This window comes from Mesorhizobium sp., from assembly GCF_004962925.1.
Lineage (GTDB): Bacteria > Pseudomonadota > Alphaproteobacteria > Rhizobiales > Rhizobiaceae > Mesorhizobium.
In genome coordinates this window covers 1-22,803 of record NZ_SUEO01000089.1, presented here as the reverse complement: position 1 = coordinate 22,803, position 22,803 = coordinate 1, and the positions used below count along the sequence as shown (strand labels likewise).

Here is a 22,803-nt window from a genome sequence, read left to right as displayed (position 1 = left end):
CGCTCACCTCAGCCGTGAACCCCTCGACCCGGTAGTTCGAAGTGTGCACCTTAAGGACCAGCCTTGTCTCCTGGCCGATCGCTGCGACATAGTCCTTCGGATGCGTGCGGTTGGTGGTTCCGACCTCGACCACCTTGGCGCCGGCACGGGCCATAATCTCGGGCATCCTGAACGAGCCGCCGATCTCGATCAATTCGCCGCGCGAGACGATCGCCTCGCGGCCGAGCGCCAGCGTGTTGAGGACGAGAAGGACAGCCGCCGCATTGTTGTTGACGACAGTTGCGTCTTCCGCTCCCGTCAGTTCGCAAACAAGAGAACGCAGATGATCATCCCGCTCGCCGCGCTTTCCCGTCGCGAGATCGAATTCGAGAGCGACCGCTTCGTACATTACGGAGCGCACCGCCTCGATCGCTTCCTCAGCGAGTGGCGCCCGGCCGAGATTCGTGTGCAGCACCGTGCCGGTCAGGTTGAAAACCGGACGCAGGGAAGGGCGCTCTGTCACCTTGAGTTGTTCAACCGCGTCGGCGGCAACATCGCCGGCCTGCGGCACCGCGGCTCCGCCACGGCAGGCCTCCCGCGCTCCGGCAAGTGCGGCGCGGACAGCCGCCGTCGCGACTTGCCGGCCGAAGCGCTGGATCGCCGTGGATCCAAGCGGCGTCTTCAATACCTGATCGACAGATGGAAGCTCGCGCAGGCGACGTGCGGGCAAAGCGGTCATCGCGTCCTCAGTATCCGATAAGGAATGGGTTGAATGACCCGCGGCGGAAGCCGCTCTCGCGGACGAGCAGGTCCAAGCCGAGCGTCGCCACGTCATCGGCAACCGGATCGAGGCTCGGGTCCTTGTGCTGATGCAGGATTTTCACATAGCAGCCGCATGAATCGCAGGTCTCGGCCTTTACCGTGCCGGATCCGCCTTCGACTTCCACATAGCCTATCCCCTTGGTCGAGCCGCACAGGGTGCATTTGATGCGCACATAGTTCCAGAGCGTTCCGCAGAGCGAGCATGCACAGAACCTTGCCCCATGGGAGCCATGCCAACCGACGATCATCGAGGACACCGGCGGCCCGCCGCAGACGGGGCATGCGCCGTCACCTACCGGGACCAGCGTTGAGGCGTCGAGGCAAGCGGCAAGACGCGCGAAATGAAGCTGCAGCGCCGCCGCGACATAAACATGCTCGGCCAACGCATCAGCCGCGATCGCATCGGCGAGCACGTTGCGCACCATGGCATCGCGCTCCGGAGGCGCGGCCAGCTTCAGCCGGTCGAGCGCGTCTGCCGCGGCGCGAGGCTTCTCGATGGCCGAAGCCGCCAGCATCAGGCGGTCGAGCGTCTCGAAGAACGCCCCGGAGGCGAACCTGTCGCGATCGAGCGGAGGCATCCCGAAGGCGTGCGCCCGTTCACGCACCTCCGTTTCCGGCAGATCCGGGTCGGACAGGCCGTCCTGTATGTCGTGCTGGACATCGGCGAGAGCAGCGAGGAAGCGGAGATAAGGACCGAGTTCATGGATTTCGGCCAGTGCGTTCAGCCGCTGCGCGCGTCGAACGAACAGACGCGTCGGGTCAGGCAAACGGACGAAAGGCGGCGCCGAGACTTCACCGATGGCGGTAGGATCGATATCCGACGGAACGATCTGCCTTGGCATACTCACCTCACGAACCACACGGGCTACGTGGTTACCTGATTAACGCCCGCTCATTCGGCGGGCTTCGATCCCGATCTTCCGCCCGGTTTGGTAACAAGTTCCCGCAACCATTTGCGATGATGCCGCCAGGCCCAGCCGCCCGTCACCGAACCGCGTACCATGGCGGGAATCGTGCCTCGCACCCAAAGGGCCGAATAGGCGTGGATGATCCAAACGCCGATTATCGCAACGGCCGCGATGGCATGAATGAGGAGCGCCACCCGCTGTTGACCGACTGTCGTGTAGGCGGAGAAATACTGATCCCAGATGACCAGGCCACTCGATATCAGGATGACGATCAGGACCGACATGGCCCAGAATACGAATTTCTGGCCGGCATTATACTTACCGACTTCCGGCACATTCTCCTCGTGATTGGCCAGCACGTCGCGGATGCGCGCGAGCCAGGTCCCATCTTCGCGCTTCCACAGATTCGCTTTCCAAAACCGGATGAAAAGCCCGAAGAAGCTGAAGAAGAGAACGACGCCGATCCATGGATGAATGAGGCGCGTGAACTGGCCACCACCGAACAGTCCTGACAGAAAGAAAAGGCTCGGGTGAAACAGCGCGAGGCCGGACAGGGCAAGCACGATCAGGCTCGCCGCCGTGATCCAGTGATTTATACGCGCGCCCACCGTATACCGGTCCACCGTCACGGGCTTGCCCGGATGCACTTTACCAGGTTCGACATCATGCGCTGTCATGGCGGTCACTCCGCACTAACCGTTCGGCATTCTCCTCATCCGTGTCCGAAACCCTGTTCGGCCCCATCACCAGATGGTGGAGCAGGCCGACACCGGCCGCGACGCCAAGCACGGTCAGGCCGGCATATTTGGTGATGCCCTTCCACGCTTCCACGAGAGGACTGATCTTCGGCTCTTTCGGCAGGCCGGAATAGAGTTCGGGCTGATCGGCGTGATGCAGCACGTACATCACATGCGTTCCGCCGACACCTGGCGGATCGTAGAGGCCGGCATTGGCATAGCCGCGCGCCTTCAGGTCGGTAATGCGGCCCTCGGCATGCTGCTTCATCTCTTCCTTTGTGCCGAAGACGATTGCCTGGGTCGGACAGGCCTTGGCGCAGGCTGGTCCCTGGCCGACAGCAACGCGGTCGGAGCAGAGCGTGCATTTATAGGCCGTGTGATCGACTTTGGAGATGCGCGGAATGTTGAAGGGACAACCCTTGATGCAGTATCCGCAGCCGATGCAGTTCTCATGGACGAAATCGACGATGCCGTTCGAATACTGCACTATGGCGCCCGGCGCCGGACAAGCCTTGAGGCAGCCGGGATCCGCGCAATGCATGCAGCCGTCCTTGCGGATGAGCCATTCGAGGTTGTCCGTCTCTGGATTCTCCCACTCGCTGAAGCGCATCAGCGTGAACATGTCCGGCGTCAGGTCGGGAGGATTCTCGAAGACGCCGTCGAAGACGCCGACCTCCGGATGCGTGTCGTTCCACTCGATGCAGGCCGTCTGGCACGCCTTGCAGCCGATGCATTTCGAGACATCGATGAGCTTGGCGACTTCCGTCAGCTGCTGCTTGGGGGCAGGGACAGTCGACGCCGAGCGGCGGATGAGGTCCTTCTCGGAAAAACGTGGGGCCGTGTCCGTCGTCGAAGGATTGGGAAGGGGAGGAAACATCGCTTGCGCCTCCTATGCCACCGGCCCTGGTGCGGGCTCGATATTGACCAGGAACGCCTTGTACTCCGGTGTTTCGATGTTGGCGTCGCCGACATAAGGCGTCAGCATGTTCGGACCGAAGCCTTTCTTTGCCGCTCCGGTGAAGCCCCAGTGCAGCGGTATGCCGACGATGTGAATGGTCTTGCCATCGCAGATGAGCGGCCTGATTCGCTTGGTGACCATAGCCTTCGCCACAACGGAACCGCGCTTCGACCAGACGCGCACCCAGCCGCCTTTGGCGATGCCCTTCTCGGCTGCAAGCTGTTCCGAAATTTCCACGAAAAACTCCGGCTGCATCACCGCATTGGTGATGACGTGCTTGGTCCAGAAGTGGAAATGCTCGGTTAAGCGGTAGGAGGTTGCCGCATAGGGGAACTCCTGCGAAGCCGCTTCGGCAAACTGGGCCATATCACCTTCGAACACCCGCGCCGCGGGGTTGCCGCGGACTTTGGGCGCGACCGGATTGACGATTGGCGATTCGAACGGCTCGTAGTGCGCCGGGAATGGCCCGTCGCGCATCATGCCCCGGGTAAAGAGGCGCGAGACGCCTTCTGGATTCATGATGAACGGGCCCACTTGATCGGGCTTTGCCGTTGGCAGGATGTCGGGGACATCGTAGCCCGACCATTTCGTGCCGTCCCACTCGATCACCTTGCGGCTTGGATCCCAAGCCTTTCCGGTGAGGTCGGCCGACGCCCTGTTGTAGAGAATGCGGCGGTTGGCGGGCCATGAGAACGCCCATTTGGAATAGGCGCCGGTTTCGTCAGGATCGGTCGTGTCCCGCCTGGCCATGTTGTTGCCGTTTTCGTTGAAGCAGCCGGAATAGATCCAGCAGCCGCAGGAGGTGGACCCGTCGTCGCGCAGCGCGGCGAAGCCAGGCAAGAGCTTTCCGGCCTCGGCCAGCACCTTTGTCGGGTCGGCCGTGTCGGTTACCCTGGCGAGCGCCCTGCCGTTGATCTCCTGGGCAAGTTCCTCGGCCTTCGGATCGCCGGGATCGGCATAAGGCCAGTTGAGCTTGACGATCGAATCGGCGAAGGCGCCGCCTTCCTTGGTGTAGAGCTCCTTCAGGCGCAGATAGAGCTGCGCCATGATCCAGGTATCGCGCTTGGCCTCGCCGGGGGGCGTGCCGCCGGCCCAATGCCACTGCAGCCAGCGACCTGAATTGACCAGAGAGCCGTCGTCCTCGGCGAAGCAGGTGGCGGGCAGCTGGTAGACTTCCGTCTGAATCTGCGACGGATCGACATCGTTGTACGGCCCGTGATTCTCCCAGAACCGCCCCGTCTCCGTGTCCAACGGATCCATGATGACGAGGAATTTGAGCTTGGAGAGGGACTCGATCACCTTCTTCTTGTTCGGCGCTGCCTGTAGCGGGTTGAAGCCCTGGCAGAAATAGCCGTTCATCTTGCCCTTGTGCATGAGCTCGAAAGCACGCAGCAGATCGTAGCCCGGCAGGTCGAGCTTCGGCAGGTAGTCATAGGCGAAGTCGTTCTCCGGCGTTGCCGCGTTGCCCCACATCGACTTCTGGAAGCTTACGAAGAACTTCCTGTAGTTCTGCCAGTAACTCATCTGGTTCGGCCGGAGCGGCTTGAAGCCGCGGGTCGACATGTAGGCCGCCAGATCGACCTCCTTCTCAGTCGGCAGCGTCAGATAACCGGGCAGGAGGTTCGACATCAGCCCGATGTCGGTCAGCCCCTGGATGTTGGAGTGACCGCGAAGCGCGTTCATGCCGCCGCCGCGTATGCCGATATTGCCGAGAACAAGCTGCAGCATCGCCATGGCGCGGATGTTCTGCGAGCCCTTCGAGTGCTGGGTCCAGCCGAGCGCGTACATCGAGGTCATCGCCTTGGTCGGCGACGAGCATTCCGCGACCATCGCGGCCACCTTTAGGAACCGGTCCTTCGGTGTGCCGCAGATGCGCTCGACCATCTCCGGTGTGTAGACCGCGACATGCTTCTTGAGCAGATTCCAGACACAGCGGGGATTGGCCAGCGTCTCGTCGATAACGGCAAAGCCGTCCGTGCCTATGTCATAGTCCCAACTGGACTTGTCATAGTCTCGCTTCGCTTCGTTATAGCCGGAGAAGAGGCCGTCCTGATAGGTGAAGCCCTCCTTGACGACATAGGTCGCGTTGGTGAAGGCCTTCACATAGTCCCATTGCACCTTGTCGTTCTGGATACAGTAGTTGATCAGCCCGAGCAGGAAGGCGATGTCCGTTCCCTGGCGGATCGGCGCGTAAAGATCCGACACCGAAGCCGAGCGCGTAAAGCGCGGGTCGATGACGATGAGCTTGGCGCCGCGGTTGGCCTTCGCCTCCGTGACCCACTTGAAGCCGCAAGGATGCGCTTCCGCGGCATTGCCGCCCATGATGACGACGAGATCCGTGTTCTTGATGTCGGTCCAGGAATTGGTCATTGCGCCGCGGCCGAATGTTGGGGCGAGACTCGCCACCGTCGGGCCGTGTCAGACACGTGCCTGGTTGTCGAACACCAGCATGCCCGCGCTGCGGACCACCTTGTAGGTCGCGAACGCGGTTTCATTGGTCGAAGCCGAGGCGGCGAGGAACCCGGTGGTGATCCACCGGTTGACCGTCACGCCGTCATTGTTCGTCGCGACGAAGTTCTTGTCGCGATCGTCCTTCATCAGGCGGGCGATGCGGTCAAGCGCGTCTTCCCAGCTTATCGGCTCGAACTTGTCCGAGCCCGGTTTGCGGATCATCGGATGCTGCAGCCGGGTCGGAGATTTCACGAAGCCGAGCAGAGCCGACCCCTTGGGGCACAAGGTGCCGCGATTGGTCGGATGGTCGGTGTCACCCTCGAGATGGGTGATCTCGGCCGGCTCGCCCTTTCTGAGATCGCCCTTCGAATACAAGATTACGCCGCAAGCCACCGAGCAGTATGGACAGGTGTTGCGTGTCTCGGTGGTGTTGGCGAGTTTGAAGGATCGTATCGCCTTGGCATGTGCGGCTTCGATATCGCCGAAGCCGAGAGCGCCAAGCGTAGTGCCGGCGAGACCCGCGCCTGCCGTCTGCAGGAACGCGCGCCGTGACAATTCGATGTTCATTTGAATGTCCTCCCGAAGCGGATGCTCCGAAGGCATCCCGAACCAAGGGTACGAGCGCATTTTGATCCAAAACAGGACAATGTCAAACAAAGCAAAGTGTTCCGACTGCTCTGCATTTTCTTGCCGAATTATAGTTGATGACATAACTCATGTTTTAGGATGAGAGAGTGCGATTGACGCTTGTCTAGAGATGATCCTACAGTGCCGCGTGGTATTGGAAACGGCTCCCGCGTGCCGGGGCGCTTTTCGGACGACGGCCGACGGTGGCGTAAGCGTGCGCTCCGAGGCTGCGCATGTGTCCCGCCTTTGCCTTCTCACCAAACCTCTTCGGACCGCTCTCACCGTTTCCGCGTCTGATCTCTCCGTTCCGTCAAATCGGTTCCCGAACGATCGCCAGCGTGCGGCCAACGCCAATCCCGCAGGCTCGGTGTCTCGCTTGGTGCCAATCTAGGAGGCTTGCCATGGCAATTGCACTCGCGCCTAAAGTCGCCGACGCCCCTGTGCTTCGCTTGACCAGCCTCGCGCATGGCGGCGGTTGCGGCTGCAAGCTGGCGCCGTCTGTCCTTCAGCAGCTTCTCGCAGACCAGGTTGAGGTCAGTCCCTTTCGCCAGCTTCTTGTCGGCACCGAGACCGGAGACGACGCCGCCGTCTGGCAGCTTGACGACGAGACGTGCGTCATCGCCACTACCGATTTCTTCATGCCCATGGTGGACGATCCGTATGATTTCGGCCGGATCGCCGCAACCAACGCGATCTCCGATGTCTATGCGATGGGCGGCCGGCCGATCATGGCGCTGGCCATTCTCGGCATGCCACTCGACAAGATGCCGACGCATATGGTCCGAGACATTTTGAAGGGCGGCCGGGCAGTTTGCGCCACGGCCGGAATCCCGGTCGCCGGCGGCCACTCGATCGACTCGCCGGAGCCGATCTATGGCCTTGCCGTGATCGGCACATGCAGGCCCGAAGACGTCCGGCGCAATTCGGGTGCGAGGCGGGGAGACGCCTTGATCCTGACGAAGGCACTCGGCGTCGGCATTTACTCCGCCGCCATCAAGAAGCAGGCGCTCCCATCCAGCGGCTATGTCGAGATGATCGCCTCGACCACCCTGCTCAACCGGATCGGATCGGAGCTCGCGCAGGATGACAGCGTCCATGCGATTACCGATGTGACCGGTTTCGGCCTGCTCGGACATGCTCTCGAGATGGCGCGCGGCTCGGGCTGTGTCCTGGTCATTCGCGATCGCGACGTTCCGCTCTTTTCCGAAGCCGTGCTGCTGGCAGAGCAAGGATTTGTCACCGGCGCTTCGCGGCGCAACTGGGCGAGCTATGGCGATGCGGTGCTCCTGCCCGCCGATATGCCGGAGTGGAGGCGCGATCTTCTCACCGATCCACAGACTTCGGGCGGGCTGCTCGTCGCCTGCGAGCACGACAGAGCGGCAGTCCTCGTCGAAAAGATCATCGCGGACGGCTACGCATCGGCCCGCGTGATCGGCCATGTCGAGCCAGGCTCGCCAGCTATAACGGTACAGTGACGCCGATGAACCGGCGCGCCGAGGAACTATTCAACCGGGAAAGATTGTGAAACCGCCGTCGACGCGGATGACCTGCCCATTGATGAAGCGCGCGCGCGGACCGGCGAGGAAGGCCACCGCTTCGGCGATCTCTTCAGGCTCCGCATACCGGTTTAGCGATTTCTTGCTTGAATCCATGCGCTCCGGATCGACCACGCGGCTCGCTTGGAACCGCGCCGTCTTGGTGGCGCCGGGGCTTACCGCATTGATGCGAACGCCATCGTCGATCAATTCCTTGGCGAGGCAGCGGGTATAATGGACGACAGCGGCCTTCAGCGTCGAGTAGACCACCTCCGGCGAGCATCCGATATGCGCTGCCGCCGAGGCAATGTTGATCACCGAGCCTGAGCCGCGCTTGACCATAGGCGGAATGAACGCCTGGCAGACCAGCATCGTGCCAATGAGATTGTTCTCGGTCAGAACCTTGATGTCATCGTAGTCGATGTCGAGCGCGTTGTTGGGACTGGGCTTTACCCCCTTGGCGCCAATGTCCCCGCCAGCGCAATTGACCAGAACGTGCACATCGCCGAGGTCCGACTCGATCTTCCTTCTCATCTCGGCGACGGCTTCCTTGTCGCCGATATTGCCCGTGACCGCGGTCACTCGTGTCCCATGTTTTTCCAAACCCCTGGCGGATTCGCCGAGGTCTGCGAATTCGCCATATTGGGACGGCCGGGTCCAATCGAGATCGTGGATCGCGACGTTTGCGCCAAGTTCGGCCAGGCGTTCGGCCATCACGCGGCCGAGGCCGCGTCCCGAGCCAGTCACGAAGGCAGTCAGGCCGCTGAGTTCTCGGGCAGTCATGCTGGTTTCTCCATTGCAATGAAATCGAACTTCTTCATGTTGGCGGCGCTGCGCCGGATCATGTCGAGCTCATACGAAACGAGCGCGCCGTCATCGTCGCGCTCCCATGGCGTCCGGTAGTCGGCGTCGTCCGCAAGGCGGTTCACGCGCGCAGCACTCAGGCAGGCCGCGAACGCGCGCGCGGTCTTCGGCGGATATCCGTTCCACCAGTCATCGGTGAGACAGCGAACGTGACGGGCCTCCAGCGCGCCAGGCTCGAGCACGGCCGTCAGCGTGTCATGGTGCTCGCCGAGGATGGCTGCCAGTTCGGCGAATGGCACGGCGCCGTCGCCGATCGCGCAGCGGACCAGACGGTAGCCCTCATCCGTGAACTGGACGCGATAGTCCTTGAGGTGAACGTGGCGGACATGCGGCGCGATCCGCCGGGTGAAGGAAAGCGGTGCCTCGCCGACAGGGAACGTGTTGCCTGTGTCGTAGGTGATGCCGACACCGGGCCCGCCGAGTTCGCAGAACGCGACCAGTTCGTCGCTGCCGAAGTCCTGGTGGTTCTCGATGCCGAGCACCCGGCCCTCAGCCGCCGCACGCGGGCCCCATTCCGTCAAGGCAGCGCGGATCATCGCGTTGAACTCGCTCCATTTCCCACCCCACGCGTTGCGGTCACCGCACAGGACGGGGGTCAGTGCGATACGGATCGTCGTCGCCTCGAGCAGGCGCGCAGCCCGAAACGCGTTGTCCAACGGACCGGCCACGAGAAGTCCGCCGCTCACCACCGGGACGATATCGAGCGCGGCCAGACGCGGGCGCAGGTCGAGGACCTCGGCGTCCGGCAAGTCGGTCAACCACGGTTCGTAAATCTCGAGCGTGCGTGCGCCCAGTTCCTGCGCGAGCGCTATGAAACCTTCTAGCCCCACCCCATTCGGATTGTGTCGCGGCGTGCCGCGGCCCTGCAGGCCGAGAGTGTAGGTCAGTCCATAGGGATTGAGACCGAGACGAAGCATCAGTTTGGCAGTCCCGTTGAAAGATGTGAAAGCGATCGCATCAGCGCAGACCGGCATCGACGGCGATGGACTGCTTCGTGATCATGCGGCTGTCATCCGCTGCAAGGAAGAGCACGGTCCGTGCAATCTCCTCGCCCAGGAGGACGCGGCGGATCAATTGTCGCTGCACGGTCTGGTCGATTGCGTTCTGCGTCTTGAACCACAGCTCGCGCTGTCGCTCGGTGATGACAGCGCCAGGTTCGACTGCATTGACGCGGATGTTGTCAGGTCCGAATGACCGCGCCAGTGCGCGGGTCAGGGCCACCACAGCCCCCTTGGCGCTGGCATAGGCCACCATCTGGTCCGCGCCGAAACGCCAGGCGATGGAAGAGAAGTTTATGATCGAGCCGAAGCCGAGTTCCTTCATGTGCGGATGCACCGCCTGCGCGGCGAAGAAGTGATGCCGGAGATTGACGTCGAAGCTGCGGTCCCAAAATTCGGCTGTCACCGCGTCAACGGGATGGCGCTGGTCATCGGCAGCGTTGTTCACCAGGACGGCGACCGGACCAAGCCGCGCACGCACGGCTTCGACCGACGCCTGTAATGCATCGACGTCGGTCACATCGCAATGGAGGTACAACGGGGCCTGCCTGGCGACACCATCAAGCTCGCGCACCAACGCCTCCGCCGGCCCATCCTGCACATCAAGAAACGCCGCGTGGGCGCCATTCGAGGCGAAAGCGCGGACCATGTCGGCCCCGATCCCGGAGGCGCCGCCGGAGATCAGCACGACGCGATCGGTCAAGCTCGGGTACGTCGCGAATTGCATGGACATCAGATCACAGAAGCGCCTTGGTTGTTGGATCGAACAGACAGGCGCGCGACATGTCGATGCCAAGCGCTATCGTCTCGCCCATGATGGGAGCGTCATCCGGCTCGAAACGGCCGGTGATCTCCAGGGCACCCAGCCTGAGGACGGCAAGTGTTTCGGCCCCGGTCGGCTCGACCAATTCGACCGGGGCCTGCATGGACTCGACGGCAGGTTTCCGCGACTTCAGATCCGTCGTGAAACGGTAGATGTGTTCTGGCCGAACACCGAGCACTACGTCTTTTGGCGCGCCGGCGGGCAGCGGAGTGGCAACGGTGAGAGTAGCGTCGGTGCCGTCAGCGGCGCGCACCGAGATACTGCTCGAGCCCGTAAGCCGGGCGGGGATGAAATTCATCGCCGGCGATCCCATGAAACCCGCAACGAACATGTTGGTCGGCCGGTCATAGATCTGCTTCGGCGTGTCGAACTGCTGCACCGAGCCCTGGTTCATCACCGCAATGCGGGACGCGAGCGTCATCGCCTCGACCTGATCGTGGGTGACGTACACCGTCGTCTTGCCTACGCGATGGTGAAGCTTCTTGATTTCGGTGCGCATGTCCACGCGCAGCTTGGCGTCGAGATTGGACAGGGGTTCATCGAACAGAAACAGCTTCGGGTCGCGTACCAGGGCGCGACCCATCGCAACACGCTGCCGCTGGCCGCCCGACAGCTGCCCGGGCTTGCGTTTGAGCAACTGCTCGATCTGCAGGAGTGCGGCAACCCGCTTTACGGCTTCCGCTTGCGCCGCTTTGGGCACGCCCCGGCTTTCCATGCCGAAGGTGATGTTCTCGCGCACCGTCATCGTGGGGTAGAGGGCGTATGATTGGAACACCATCGCTATGTCGCGGTCCTTGGGCTGCACGGAATTCACCAACCGGTCGCCAATCCAGATCTCGCCCGACGTGACGGTTTCCAGGCCGGCGATCATGGCGAGCAAGGTTGATTTTCCGCAGCCGGAGGGGCCGACAAGGGCGACGAATTCCCCGGTCTGCGCCTCGAGATTGATGCCGGCCAGAATCTCGACCGCGCCATAGCTCTTGTGAAGGTTGCGGATGGTCAGTGTGGACACGAGCGACGCCTCATTTGATGGCGCCCTGTGTCAGGCCGCGCACGAAGTATTTTCCACCGAACAGGTAGATCAGCAACGGCGGCAGCGCGCCGATCAGCACGGCTGCGCTCATCACATCATAAGCGCGGGCGGTCGTGCCGCCGGCAGTGAGTGCGACCAATGCCGCCGTAATCGGCTGTTGCTGGCCCGAGGTGAAGACGACGCCGAACAGATACTCGTTCCAGATACCAGTGAATTGCCAGATGACGGTGACGATCAAAATCGGCGGCGACAGCGGCAGGATGATCTTGCGGAAAATCCGCCAGAAGCCGGCGCCGTCGATGCGTGCCGCCTTTATAAGGTCGTCCGGTATGCTGACGTAGAAGTTGCGGCAGAACAGGGTCGTGAACGAGATGCCCTGGACGACGTGAATTAAGACCAGCCCGTATGTCGAATTGGTTAGGCCGAGCTTGCCGAGAAGGAACGCCCACGGCATGAGCGAGATCTGGCCGGGCATGAAGACGCCGAGCAGCATCAGATTGAATAGAATTTCCGAGCCCTTGAAACGCCATTTCGACAGCACATAGCCGTTCATGGCGCCGAGGAGCGTCGAGATGACCGTTGCGGGGATCGCCATCCAGAGCGAGTTGAAGAAATTGCGCTTCATGCCTTCGCAGGTGCCGCTGACGCAATAAGTGCCCCAGGCCTCCGCCCACGCGTCGAGGCGGAAGCTGCGCGGCAGCGAGATGAGGCCGTTGCGGGCAATCTCGGACTGCTCCCGCAATGAGTTGAAGACCACGACCAGCAGCGGTGCAAGATAGATGACAGCGAAAAGCGTCAGCACCGCATAGATAAGAAAGCGGTTCCAGAAATATCGCCGCGTAGCCGCGGCCGCTTCGGGATCATGCCGAGCGTCGAAGGCAACTTCAGCCATTGCGGCCCTCCGCTCGCCTGCGCCAGACGATCCACAGGGAATAAGGCACCAGCACAACCGCAAGGGCCGCGAGCATCATCATCGCCGCAGCGGCACCCTCGCCGATCTGCCCACGCTGGAACATCAGGTCGTACACGTAGATCGCCGGGAAGGTGGTGGACACACCTGGCCCACCCCGCGTCAACGCCGCCACCAGGTCGAACGTCTTGATGGCGAACTGGATCTGAATGACTGCCACCGCCAGAAAAATCGGGGCGATCGTCGGCAGGATGACCCTCCGATAGATCCGCGAAACCGACGCACCGTCGATTTGCGCCGCTTTGACGAGATCCGGATCGACGGACCGCAGGCCAGCCAGGAAAAGCGCCATTGCAAAGCCGGACGACTGCCAGATACCGGTTATGATCACCGCATAGATCGCGGTGTTGCGGTTGGCCGTCAGGGCGAAGCTGAAGTCGGTCCAGCCGAGCCCCCGCACGAAGGCTTGGATGCCGTCGACGGGATTGTAGAGCCAGCTCCACACCGTGCCGGTGACGATGAAGGACACTGCCAGCGGGTAGAGGAAGATCGTGCGCCAAATCGACTCGCCGCGAACGCGCTGGTCGATCAGGATCGCGAGAAGCAGTCCGATGGCCATCGAGCCGACGATATAGAAGCCGCTGAACAGGAAGAGGTTCGTATAGGCGATGTTCCAGCGTCGGTTCGCCCAAAGCGAAGCATAATTATCCAGACCGACGAACCCATAGGTCGGCATCAGCGACGAATTGGAAAGCGAGAGATACAGCGTCCAGAGCGTGAACACGAAAACGTAGATGAAGCTCGCCACAAGCGACGGCGCCAGCACCAGTATGGGCACCATCGTGCCAAGGCGCTCCCGCCACGGGATGGCGGGAGTCGCAACCGGTACAGTCAGGTCATGCATGGACATCGGCTGCTCCGGCGAAGTCAGGCTGGGCGGCTCGCGCCAGGCCGTCATTGGCAGCTTCTTCACATCTGCGCTTCGGCCGCATCAGCCATGGCACTGGCTGCGTCCTGCGCGGTCATGTCCGGCGTCGCTACGAATTCGGTGACGGTATCCATGATCGCGCCGCGCACCTTCTGCGGGATCGTCATGTTATGCGCCATCGAACGGACAAGCGTGCCGGCATCGATCGACGCCTGCAGATCCTTTTGGGAGAGCTGCTGGCAGGGATTGAAGCCGTTCGAAAGATCGACGTCGAGACGGGCAGGGATTGAGCCCTTGGTCTGATTGAAAATCGTCTGAAACTCGGGCGACAGGATCGTGCTGGCGAGCAGTTTCTGCCCCTCGACGTAGTCCGGATCCTTCTGCTGGAAGAACACGACCGAGTCGGAATTCAGGATGAAGCCCGGCTTGCCCCAGTCAGTCGGCGCCTGGGCGCAGACATAGTCGGTGCCCTCCTTGAAGCCGCCAGCCGTGAGCAGGCCGATCGTCCAGTCGCCCATGATGTGGAAGGCGGCCTCGCCGCGGCCGACCAGATGCGACATGGTATCCCAGTCACGCCCGTTCATGCCCGGGTCCATATATTTCGTCGTCATGGTGCGAAACTGCTCGAAGGCCTTGACCATGCCGTCGCTGCGCATCGCCTCGACATCGCCTTCGACGAAAGCCTTCTTGTAGAGGTCGAGATCCATTCCGTAGACCACGACTTCAAAGACCGTCGAATCGGTCCAGTCGGCAGTCGAGTGCGAGATGCAGATTTTGCCTGACGCCACGATCTTGTCGCAGGCGGCGTTGAAGTCTGCCCATGTCTTAGGCACCTCGGTGACGCCCGCGTCCTTCATGACCTTCGGCGATGCCCACAGCCAATTGATGCGGTGGATGTTCATCGGCGCCGCCACCCAGCTGCCGGTCGGCTTCATCACCGGCAGCAATTCGGGAGCGACGACCTTCTCCCAATTTTCCGCTGTCGCCAGGTCGTCGAGATTGGCTGTCATGCCGGTCTCGTTCCATTCGGCGATCTCGGGCCCCTTGAGCTGCACCGCGGGAGGTGCGTTGCCGGCGATCACGTCGGCGCGCAGTTTCGCCAGCGTGTTGGCCGTGTGGCCTGCGATGGAGGTCTGCTGCCAGGTGCCACCCTTTGCGGTGAACATCTCGCCGAGCTTGGCAATAGCCTGGGCGTCCGATCCGGTCGCCCATTGATGTAATAGATTGGTCTTGGGCTCTGCGAATGCGGCTCCGGCAACAAGGGTGTACGCCGTAGCGGCCGCAAGGGCCGTCCTCAGGTATTTCATCGTTTCACTCCCATATGTGATGTACGGTTCGTATCGACCGCTTGTGACCGCGATTTGAAGCCGCCGCCGGTGAGATGCAGGTATCTCTGTTCTTTCCAAGATGACATATTTGAGCTATCAGTCAACGTCCTTTGTGCTCATCATGAACAAACCCTCGCTTAGAAATTGGCTGATCGACAAGCCCTCCGCATCACCGGAGAGCCTGATCGTGCGATGCCTGCGTGAGCGCGGCGTGCTTTCCGCGTCGCAAATCGCGCATATCACCGGTTTGGCGCGATCGACAGTTTCAACCGCGCTCAATGGCTTGAGAAAGTCCGGAATGGTGATCGAATCCTCGGCCCATCATGACGGGATCAGGGGTATCGGCAGGCCTGCTGCGACCTTGACGCTCAATCCGGCTGCGGGCACCTGCGTCGGAATCCATCTGGGCCTCGACGAGATACGGTGCGTCGTTGCCGACGTGTCACATTCTGTCATTGCCGAACAAACTATCGCTATGGGGCTGGACTACCAGCCGCAACAGGCGGCCCAGCTCGCCAAGTCAGCAATTGCCCAATGTTACGACGAGAACGGTCTGCCGATGGCGGGGCTCCTGGGGGTTGGGGTTTCCGTCTCGGGCCCTGTCAGCCGCGAAGGAGTGGTGCTGCGTGCAAGTATCGTTCCGACCTGGGCCGGGGTCAACATCCGCGATGTGTTCGGGCCGGTTCTCGAACAGCCGATTTTCGCCGATAACGAGAGCAACTGCTCGGCCATCGCGGAGTTGATGTGGGGCGCGGCCGTCGGCCAAGACGATTTCGTCCTGTTCAAGATCGATCTGGGCGTCGGCGGAGCCATCGTCCAGCATGGCCGGCTGGTGACGGGCATCGCCGGCGGCGCCGGCGAATTCGGGCACATCAGCATCGATCCCGGCGGCGATCTTTGCCGGTGCGGCAATCGCGGATGCCTGGAGCTCTATGCCAGTTTTGCCCGGCCGCTCGAGCAGATTTCGCGAATCGTGCGGCGGCCGGTCACGATGGACGACGTGATCATGATGGCAGAACAGGGCGACGTCGGGGCGTTGCGTATGATCGAGGACACCGCCGAGTTCGCCGGCCGTGGTCTTGGCTTGATCGGCTCGGTGATCAATCCGCCGCTCATCATCATCGGTGGCCGCATGGCTTTGGCAGGCGACATTCTCCTGGCACCACTGATCGCGTCATATGAACGCCACACGCTCATCAAGTCCCGCGATATCGCGCCCGCCCTGCGGACGCGGATAATTGTTGGTAAGCACACAGAGAACGACGCATTGCTCGGCGCGGTCGGCCTCGTGCTGCGACACAACAGCCGACTGCAATGATCTGCCCTTGCTCCCGATCTATCTGGAGTAGCGGGAGAGCGCCATATCAAGAAAATCGACTGATCGTGCAGATGTAACCGAGTACGCGATCAGCAAGTCCCTACGCGACATGCACTGTGCGCTGCCTGGGCTTGATCGCAGTGGCGAGCAGCAGGCCGGCGACGATAAAGGCAGCGCCGGCGAGATCGTAGTCGTGCAAGCTTTCACCGAGGAAAAGGTAAGCGAGCACGGCGACGAAGACAGTCTGCAGATAGAGCAGCATGCTGGCGCGCCCGGCGCCAAGCGTCTCGACGCTGCGGTTGTAGAGGTAATACATCAGAGCGCCGCCCGGGCCGGCGACATAGGTGAGTGCCAGAAGGCCGTTCGCATGCAGCGCCGAACGCTCCCCGGAAACCAGTTCCCAGAGATAGAGGGGCAGTGCGGCCAGCGCGCCGGCTGCTAGCAGCAGGACCACCATCGGCAGAAGCTCGATAGCGAATTTGGAGCGACGCAGCAGCACGGTGTAGAGGCCCCAGCAAAACGCGCTGCCGACGATCCACAATTCGCCGGGATTGAACTGGAGCCGCATCAGCGCGGCGAGGTCGCCGCGCGCCACGATCACCACCATCCCGACCACAGCAAGCAGCGCGCCAAGCGCCTTCCAGACGCCGAGGGGCTCGCCGAGCACGAAGCGGGCAAGCACCATGGTCATGATCGGCGACAGGGCCATGATAATACCGGCGGTCGTCGCGTTGGTGTAACTGAGGCCCGTGTAGATCATGCCCTGACAAAGGGTCAGCCCGATGGCGCCGATGGCCAGTACCTCGATCGCCCGGGATTGGATCAGCGCGAGCATCGCCCCATGATGGCGATGGAGGATAGGCAGCAGGATCGCGCAGGCGAGCGCCAGCCGCCAGAAGCAGAGCGCCCAAGGCGGCATCTCGGGGGCAACCCATTTGGCTGCGATGTAGACGCCGGCGGACAGAAGCCAGCAAAGCGTCGCGGTGGAATAGGCGAGCGGAAGCGATGTGCCGGCTGTCGCCGTCGCTACGCCTGGATGTGCTATCGGCAGCGATTGCATTTCCGTCTCCTCCCACCGCCGACTTTAGCAAGATTGCTGCGTCTTGCCGAGCAGCAACGCCACCTATTTCACCAATCCTTGTGCGACGGTTTTTCCCGTGTGAAACACCGGCCGGCGACCGAAAGTTCGGCCTCTGCAACATTCTTCCCGTAGACAAAATGCTGCGAGATCGTATCCTCCCGCCGATCACAGCCGGTGTCCTTCCCCGCAGGCGCGGGCTTTCATCCATTTGACCGATGCGCCGATCATGTAAGGTACCCACATTACAGCTGGATCAGTCCCTCTGATCCCAACAGACCTTTGCCCGCGACCTCTCCCGGAGGCGCGGGTTTTTCTATTCACAGGCTGCTCACAGGCTGCGGCCGTTGATGCTCCGGCTGCGTATGATCAAGCACCTGGCCAGGATCGGGCTCGTCTGAACGCCGCCGATAAAGACGCCTTTATAGACGACGGCATCATCCAGATAGATGTCAGAGAAGCATGCCGCTGCCTGTATGATGATGGCGATATGGAGGGAAGCAACTTGCAACGATCGGGCGCCTGTCCAATCTGCCGGACCAGTTCCGGTCCGGTGGCGTTGCGCGAAGGGGAGTATAGCGGCCGTCAGTGCGCGTGCGGGTCATCTATATCGATCCGCTTCCGGCCCATCCGGTGGACGCGGCGATCGATCATCACCACCGCATCTATTATTCCGCGCCGGCACGTGCGCGGGTCGGCTGGGTGAAGGCATTTACGAGACGTGGACGGCTGCTTGAGATCGGCTGCGGTGACGGCGAGTTCACGGCGGCGGCGATCCGGGCCGGTTTCACGGTCGAGGCGGTCGAGCCGTCCGACGAACGCGCCACGCGCGTCGAACGCGCGCTGGGCGTCACGGTGGAGCGCGCTCTGATCGAGGACAGCCGTCTGCCCGAAGGGCGCTACGATACCAGCTTCCATGTCGATCTGCTGAGTCACTTCCCCGATCCGGTGGCGGCGCTGAGGGCGATCGCGGCGAAGGTGGCGCCTGGCGGCACGGTTTGCTTCGAGGTCGGGCTGTTTTCAAACCTGTCGCCGTTCTGGCAGCGGCTTGTCGGGCGGCCGAACATGCCGACGCATATGTGGTTCTTCGATGCGCCGGCGATCGAGCGGTTGCTGGACGCAGCCGGGCTCAAGATGATCGCGATGCGGCGCTATCCGGTCGGGCTGTCGACCGCGCTGAGTACGGTGCTGGGCAGCCGGCGCGTCGCAGCGGACAGCCACGCCCCTCTAGCGCAGGGCTGGGCGGCCGCGCCTTAGAAGCGTTCCTCGCCTATTCGCGCGGCAAGCCTCAGGGTCACCAGAGGCGCATCGATCGAACTCAAGCGAGCTTCTCCAGCGTGATCGGAAGGCTTCGAATGCGTTTGCCGGTCGCGTGGAAGACGGCATTGCCGATCGCAGGAGCGACCCCCACGACACCGATCTCGCCGACGCCTTTGCCCCCCAGAGCAGTTGCCTGCATGTCCGGAATACCAACCGAAATCACCTGGATGTCGGGCACATCGGCGTTGACGGGTACGGCATAGTCAGCAAAATTTGCGTTGACGGTGCGTCCGTCCCGCTGATCGACGTAACCTTCTTCCAGGAGAGCCTGCCCGAGCCCCATCACCATGCCGCTGATCCACTGGCTTTCCGCAAGCTTTGGATTGAAGATCCTGCCGCTGTCGAATGCCGAAACCATGCGCTTGACACGGATCGTACCAAAATCCTCATCGATGCGAACTTCCACGAAATGCGCACACCAGCTATGGGCCGAGACGCCTCCTTCCACGGCGCCCTTTAACTGGGCGAAACTGCGGTCGGCTCCATTCTTCATCTCCTCGGTGGCGCCTGGAGCAAAGGTGTTACCTTCGATTTCCAGTTTGTCTTTGCCCACTGCCTTCAACAGTTCCGCTATGCTGATGCCGGCGGACGGTCGACGGGTCGGCCGTACCGAGCTGTTTTCGAACGTGAGGTCAGTCGCCTTCGAAGCCGCCAGCGGCGACTTCGGATCGGATGCGGCAAGCGCCAGCAAGGCATCGCGTGCATTCTTGGCCGCCTTGTCCACCGCTCCCGTAAGGTTGTTGGCCTGCTGGGAGCCGCCAGCGAGCGCCGACCTGGGGAGGATGGTATCGCCCAGCCGCACAGCGATGGCCTCGACAGGAACACCCAGAGCGTCAGCCGCGGTCTGGGCGAGAATGGTGTAGGTCCCCGTTCCCATATCGGTGCCCGCGCTGAGGACTTCGATCTGTCCACTGGCATGGAGTACGATCCTGGCTTCGCTCGCGGTCCGGATCATGGGGTATGAGCCGGCGGCCATTCCATAGCCGATCAACTCGCGGCCTTCGCGCATCGAGCAAGGGGCCGGGGTCCGGCTCCACCAGCCGATGGCTTCCGCGCCGGCGGCATAGGCTTCGCGCAACTGTCGAGTGGTCCACTTCATGCCGTTGCTGGGATCAATTTCCGCCCAGTTGGCAAGGCGTAGCGTGATCGGATCCATGTTGAGCGCGTGCGCCAGTTCGTCGATCGCGCTTTCCAGAGCATAGGCACTGGGGTTTTCGCCGGGACCCCGTTTCCAGCCAGGCTGGACCGTATTGACCGGCACGATGTTGAGACGTGACGAGAAGTTCGGCGTCGCATACATGATTTTCGTCACATTGTTGCATGCCTCGACATGGACATCGTCGATCGCCGTCTCGTTCCAGCTCTCATGAACGATCGAGCTAATCTTTCCGTCCTTCGAGGCGCCGATCGACAGGGTCTGCCGAGTTGCCGGTCGGCCGCGAAGGCCGGTGAAGGTCTGCGGTCGAGTGAGAGAAACCTTGATGGGCCTGCCAAGCTTCCGCGAGGCCGCGCAAGCCAGCCCCACATGCGGATGTGCCCCGATCTTGGAGCCGAACCCACCGCCGACGTAAGGCGAGATCACCCGCACATTCTCGATGTCGATGCCGAGCCATTCCGACACGACGCTCCGAGCCCCGCCAACCCACTGGCTGGGCTCCCAGACGGTGATTTTCCCGTTCTCCCAGGAAGCGATGCAGGCATGCGGCTCCATCGGCACGTTGTATTCCCGCGACGTCGTGTAAGTGACGTCAATCTTGACCTCCGAATTGGCCAGGGCTGTCGCCGCATCGCCCCGGGCAGCACCCATGGGATCGATGAGCTGCGCTATTGCCTTGGGATCGTTGATGTCGAGAACAGGGTCGCCATCCTCATATTCGACCTTGAGAAGGGTTGCCGCTTCCGTTGCCTGTTCAAAGGTTTCAGCGACAACGAGCGCGATATGCATGCCGTTGAAGCGGACCACATCGTCCTGAATTGGGGTAAATTCCTCAGTGGCTCCGCCGCCCTTGCTGTACACGGTCGGCTTGTTGAGCTTCAGAAAATTCTGCGCGGTATAGACGTCCAAGACACCCGGTAGAGCCTTGGCGGCTGACGTATCGATATTGACGATACGCCCTGCCGGCCGCGTCGATTGGACGGTAACGCCATAGGCGAGGTTCTCCAGCTTCTGCTCGATCGCATAGCGGGCCTGCCCGGTGACTTTCAACGGGCCTTCGGCGCGGGAAAGTCGGGCACCGAGAGCTGGCGCCTTGGCAGGGGCGGTCTCAGCCGCAAAGACTTTTGGCGAGAGATCGACAGCGGCGCCGGCAACGGCGGCTACGCCGACGCCGAGCTTCATGACGGTGCGGCGGTTGAGTTCGAACTCGTTACCATGTGTCATGCGATATCTCCCACCGTCATCAGGGCGCGTGCCACGACTTCGGTGCCAGCTCGATCTTGAATGCGTTGTGTCCGCTCGACTTCGCGCCGTCGACGGTGGCTGCCGCCGCAGTACGAAGCGTCGCCTCGTCGAGCGTCTTTCCCTTGAGCAAATTTTCCACAACGCGCAGGCGCCAAGGTTTGGTGGCGAGGCCGCCGACCGCAATGCGCACGTCGCGAATTGTCTTGCCGTCGGCTTCCAATTCGATTCCGACAGCAGCACTGGCTGCGGCGAACTCGTAAGACTCGCGATCGCAAACTTTGAGATAATGCGAACGTTCCAGGGCCGCCGAACGCGGGATCTCGATCCCGACTATCATCTCGCCGGCCGACAGCTGATGCTCAAGATGCGGGGTATCGCCCGGGAGCAGGAAGAATTCGTCAACGGGAATTTTGCGTTCGGAAGCTCCCCGGACGATGACTGTGGCGTCGAATGCCACCAGGGAAACTGCAAAATCTCCCGGATAGATCGCGATGCACACACCGCTCGTGCCGAGCACCGCGTGGTTGCGGTTGACGCCGTCCAGGGCAGCGCATCCAGAGCCGGGATTACGCTTGTTGCAGTTCGAATAAGCGCCCGGGTCCCGGAAGTACGTGCAGCGGGTTCGCTGCATCAGGTTTCCACCGACCGATGCCATGTTGCGCAGCTGCGCCGAGGCGGCGCGCCACAGGCTTTCGGAGAGCGCCGGCGCAGCCTCCTTGATATCGGCGTGGTCGGCGACCTTGCTCATCTTGGCGAGCGCACCGATACGAATGACATCCGCGGACACCTCGATCGTATCGAGCCCGGAAAGGCGCGTGATGTCTACCACGCGGGCGGGGCGCTCGACATTCAGCTTCATGAGATCAAGAAGCGTGGTGCCACCAGCGAGAAATCTTGTCTCTGGCTTGGCTGCCTCTACAACCGCCGTCGCGGCATCTTCGGCGCGGAGATACTCGAACGTTCTCATAGTGCTGCCTCCTTCTTGAGGCGGCTGGCAGCATCGCGCACCGCAGCGACGATATGGGGGTAAGCGCCGCACCGGCAGATATTGCCGCTCATGTATTCTCGGATGTCCTCGTCCGTACCGGCGTGACCCTCACGAATACAGGCAACGGCGGACATGATTTGACCCGGGGTGCAATAGCCGCACTGGAAGGCATCGTGCTCGATGAACGCGGTCTGGACTACGTGCAACACCCCGTCGGCAGCTTTGAGGCCTCGATCGTCGTGACCTGGCGGCCTTCCACCTGGGCCGCCAGGGTCAGACAGCTCAATACCCGCTCACCGTCGACGTGGACAGTGGAGGCGCCGCACTGACCATGATCGCAGCCTTTTTTCGTGCCGGGCAGGTCGGCATGCTCGCGTAGTGCGTCAAGCAAGGTCACGCGCACATCGAGATTGAACTGGTGGCGGCGGCTGTTGATATCCAAGGCTAACTGTCGGGATTCTGACATGTCGTCTCCTCGAGTGGCGGGCGGGATTAGGACTTATCGCGAATTGATCGGACCGACGAAGCCGGCATCCGTCGGAAAGGGAAACGTCGCTTCCAAAGGCCGGTCGTTGGCCTGTTGCTTAAGGGTCAATCTTCAGGAGAGCACGGACGCGATATCCGGATTAGCCCCCAAAATTCGCATGAGCCTATCGATGTCACTTATGAATGGACCTGCGACAACGGCAGTGCTGGCTGCGCCGTTCAGCTTTCGAAGGCCAGCGAGCTGGATAGCTCCTCATTGGCATCGATCTGTTGCTGCAGCAGAGCGAGTTTCTGTCTGACCATACCAAGAG

17 protein-coding genes and 3 pseudogenes are annotated in these 22,803 nt (G+C 61.9%); 3 read left to right on the top strand and 17 right to left on the bottom strand.

The window, feature by feature from the left end:
• The 5 genes from selA to fdnG form a co-directional block, all read right to left on the bottom strand.
• Positions 1-718 (bottom strand): L-seryl-tRNA(Sec) selenium transferase (gene selA / locus E5W87_RS18450; protein ID WP_292400419.1); only part of this gene is annotated, 718 nt, incomplete at its 3' end.
• A gap of 7 nt (positions 719-725) precedes the next feature.
• Positions 726-1,643 carry a formate dehydrogenase accessory protein FdhE gene (fdhE, locus tag E5W87_RS18445; protein WP_292400416.1) on the bottom strand — a complete coding sequence of 306 codons (918 nt, stop codon included), beginning with the start codon at positions 1,641-1,643 and terminating at the stop codon, positions 726-728.
• 50 nt (positions 1,644-1,693) lie between these two features.
• Positions 1,694-2,386 (bottom strand): formate dehydrogenase subunit gamma, encoded by a 693-nt coding sequence (locus E5W87_RS18440; protein ID WP_292400412.1) that lies wholly within the window; start codon positions 2,384-2,386, stop codon positions 1,694-1,696.
• Positions 2,373-3,323, bottom strand: a complete 951-nt coding sequence (gene fdxH / locus E5W87_RS18435) for a formate dehydrogenase subunit beta (protein WP_292400409.1) — start codon at positions 3,321-3,323, stop codon at positions 2,373-2,375. Before fdxH ends, E5W87_RS18440 begins: the two co-directional genes overlap by 14 nt.
• A gap of 12 nt (positions 3,324-3,335) precedes the next feature.
• The gene (gene fdnG, locus E5W87_RS18430; protein WP_292400407.1) at positions 3,336-6,422 is read right to left on the bottom strand and encodes a formate dehydrogenase-N subunit alpha; all 3,087 of its coding nucleotides are present in this window, start codon (positions 6,420-6,422) and stop codon (positions 3,336-3,338) included.
• A gap of 461 nt (positions 6,423-6,883) precedes the next feature.
• Between fdnG and selD the strand changes: the two genes are divergently transcribed.
• Positions 6,884-7,957, top strand: a complete 1,074-nt coding sequence (gene selD / locus E5W87_RS18425) for a selenide, water dikinase SelD (RefSeq protein WP_292400404.1) — start codon at positions 6,884-6,886, stop codon at positions 7,955-7,957.
• A gap of 30 nt (positions 7,958-7,987) precedes the next feature.
• Here the strand turns inward: selD and E5W87_RS18420 are convergent, their stop codons facing one another.
• From E5W87_RS18420 to E5W87_RS18390, 7 genes are read right to left on the bottom strand one after another with little or no spacing between them, the layout of a single operon-like run.
• Positions 7,988-8,800 (bottom strand): SDR family NAD(P)-dependent oxidoreductase, encoded by an 813-nt coding sequence (locus tag E5W87_RS18420; RefSeq protein ID WP_292400402.1) that lies wholly within the window; start codon positions 8,798-8,800, stop codon positions 7,988-7,990.
• Entirely contained in the window at positions 8,797-9,798 is a 1,002-nt protein-coding gene (locus E5W87_RS18415) for a sugar phosphate isomerase/epimerase (RefSeq protein ID WP_292400399.1), read from the bottom strand. Before E5W87_RS18415 ends, E5W87_RS18420 begins: the two co-directional genes overlap by 4 nt.
• Positions 9,799-9,838: 40 nt before the next feature.
• Positions 9,839-10,606, bottom strand: a complete 768-nt coding sequence (locus E5W87_RS18410) for an SDR family oxidoreductase (RefSeq protein ID WP_292400395.1) — start codon at positions 10,604-10,606, stop codon at positions 9,839-9,841.
• A gap of 10 nt (positions 10,607-10,616) precedes the next feature.
• A complete protein-coding gene (locus E5W87_RS18405) occupies positions 10,617-11,714 on the bottom strand; it encodes an ABC transporter ATP-binding protein (RefSeq protein ID WP_292400392.1) in 1,098 nt (365 codons plus the stop codon).
• Between the two features lie 10 nt (positions 11,715-11,724).
• Entirely contained in the window at positions 11,725-12,627 is a 903-nt protein-coding gene (locus E5W87_RS18400; protein WP_292400389.1) for a carbohydrate ABC transporter permease, read from the bottom strand.
• Positions 12,620-13,555, bottom strand: a complete 936-nt coding sequence (locus E5W87_RS18395; protein ID WP_292400386.1) for a carbohydrate ABC transporter permease — start codon at positions 13,553-13,555, stop codon at positions 12,620-12,622. Before E5W87_RS18395 ends, E5W87_RS18400 begins: the two co-directional genes overlap by 8 nt.
• Before the next feature lie 59 nt (positions 13,556-13,614).
• Positions 13,615-14,880, bottom strand: a complete 1,266-nt coding sequence (locus E5W87_RS18390) for an ABC transporter substrate-binding protein (RefSeq protein ID WP_292400383.1) — start codon at positions 14,878-14,880, stop codon at positions 13,615-13,617.
• Between the two features lie 100 nt (positions 14,881-14,980).
• On the opposite strand from E5W87_RS18390, the gene E5W87_RS18385 reads away from it, so the two are divergent.
• Positions 14,981-16,219 (top strand): ROK family transcriptional regulator, encoded by a 1,239-nt coding sequence (locus tag E5W87_RS18385; protein WP_367118836.1) that lies wholly within the window; start codon positions 14,981-14,983, stop codon positions 16,217-16,219.
• 100 nt (positions 16,220-16,319) lie between these two features.
• On the opposite strand, the gene E5W87_RS18380 is transcribed toward E5W87_RS18385, so the two are convergent.
• Positions 16,320-17,279: a DMT family transporter gene (locus E5W87_RS18380; RefSeq protein WP_292400378.1), complete on the bottom strand. Its 960-nt coding sequence runs from the start codon at positions 17,277-17,279 to the stop codon at positions 16,320-16,322.
• 606 nt (positions 17,280-17,885) lie between these two features.
• On the opposite strand from E5W87_RS18380, the gene E5W87_RS18375 reads away from it, so the two are divergent.
• A complete protein-coding gene (locus E5W87_RS18375) occupies positions 17,886-18,554 on the top strand; it encodes a class I SAM-dependent methyltransferase (protein ID WP_292400375.1) in 669 nt (222 codons plus the stop codon).
• 61 nt (positions 18,555-18,615) lie between these two features.
• Here E5W87_RS18375 and E5W87_RS18370 read toward each other — a convergent pair whose 3' ends face one another.
• The 4 genes and pseudogenes from E5W87_RS18370 to E5W87_RS36105 form a co-directional block, all read right to left on the bottom strand.
• Positions 18,616-20,997 (bottom strand): xanthine dehydrogenase family protein molybdopterin-binding subunit, encoded by a 2,382-nt coding sequence (locus E5W87_RS18370; protein WP_292400370.1) that lies wholly within the window; start codon positions 20,995-20,997, stop codon positions 18,616-18,618.
• A pseudogene (locus E5W87_RS18365) lies at positions 20,994-21,985 on the bottom strand (xanthine dehydrogenase family protein subunit M). Before E5W87_RS18365 ends, E5W87_RS18370 begins: the two are co-directional and overlap by 4 nt.
• Positions 21,982-22,472 (bottom strand): annotated as a pseudogene (locus E5W87_RS18360) ((2Fe-2S)-binding protein). The pseudogenes E5W87_RS18365 and E5W87_RS18360 overlap by 4 nt, the downstream one beginning before the upstream one ends.
• A 239-nt stretch (positions 22,473-22,711) precedes the next feature.
• Positions 22,712-22,803: pseudogene (locus E5W87_RS36105) on the bottom strand (short-chain dehydrogenase/reductase); the annotation flags it as partial.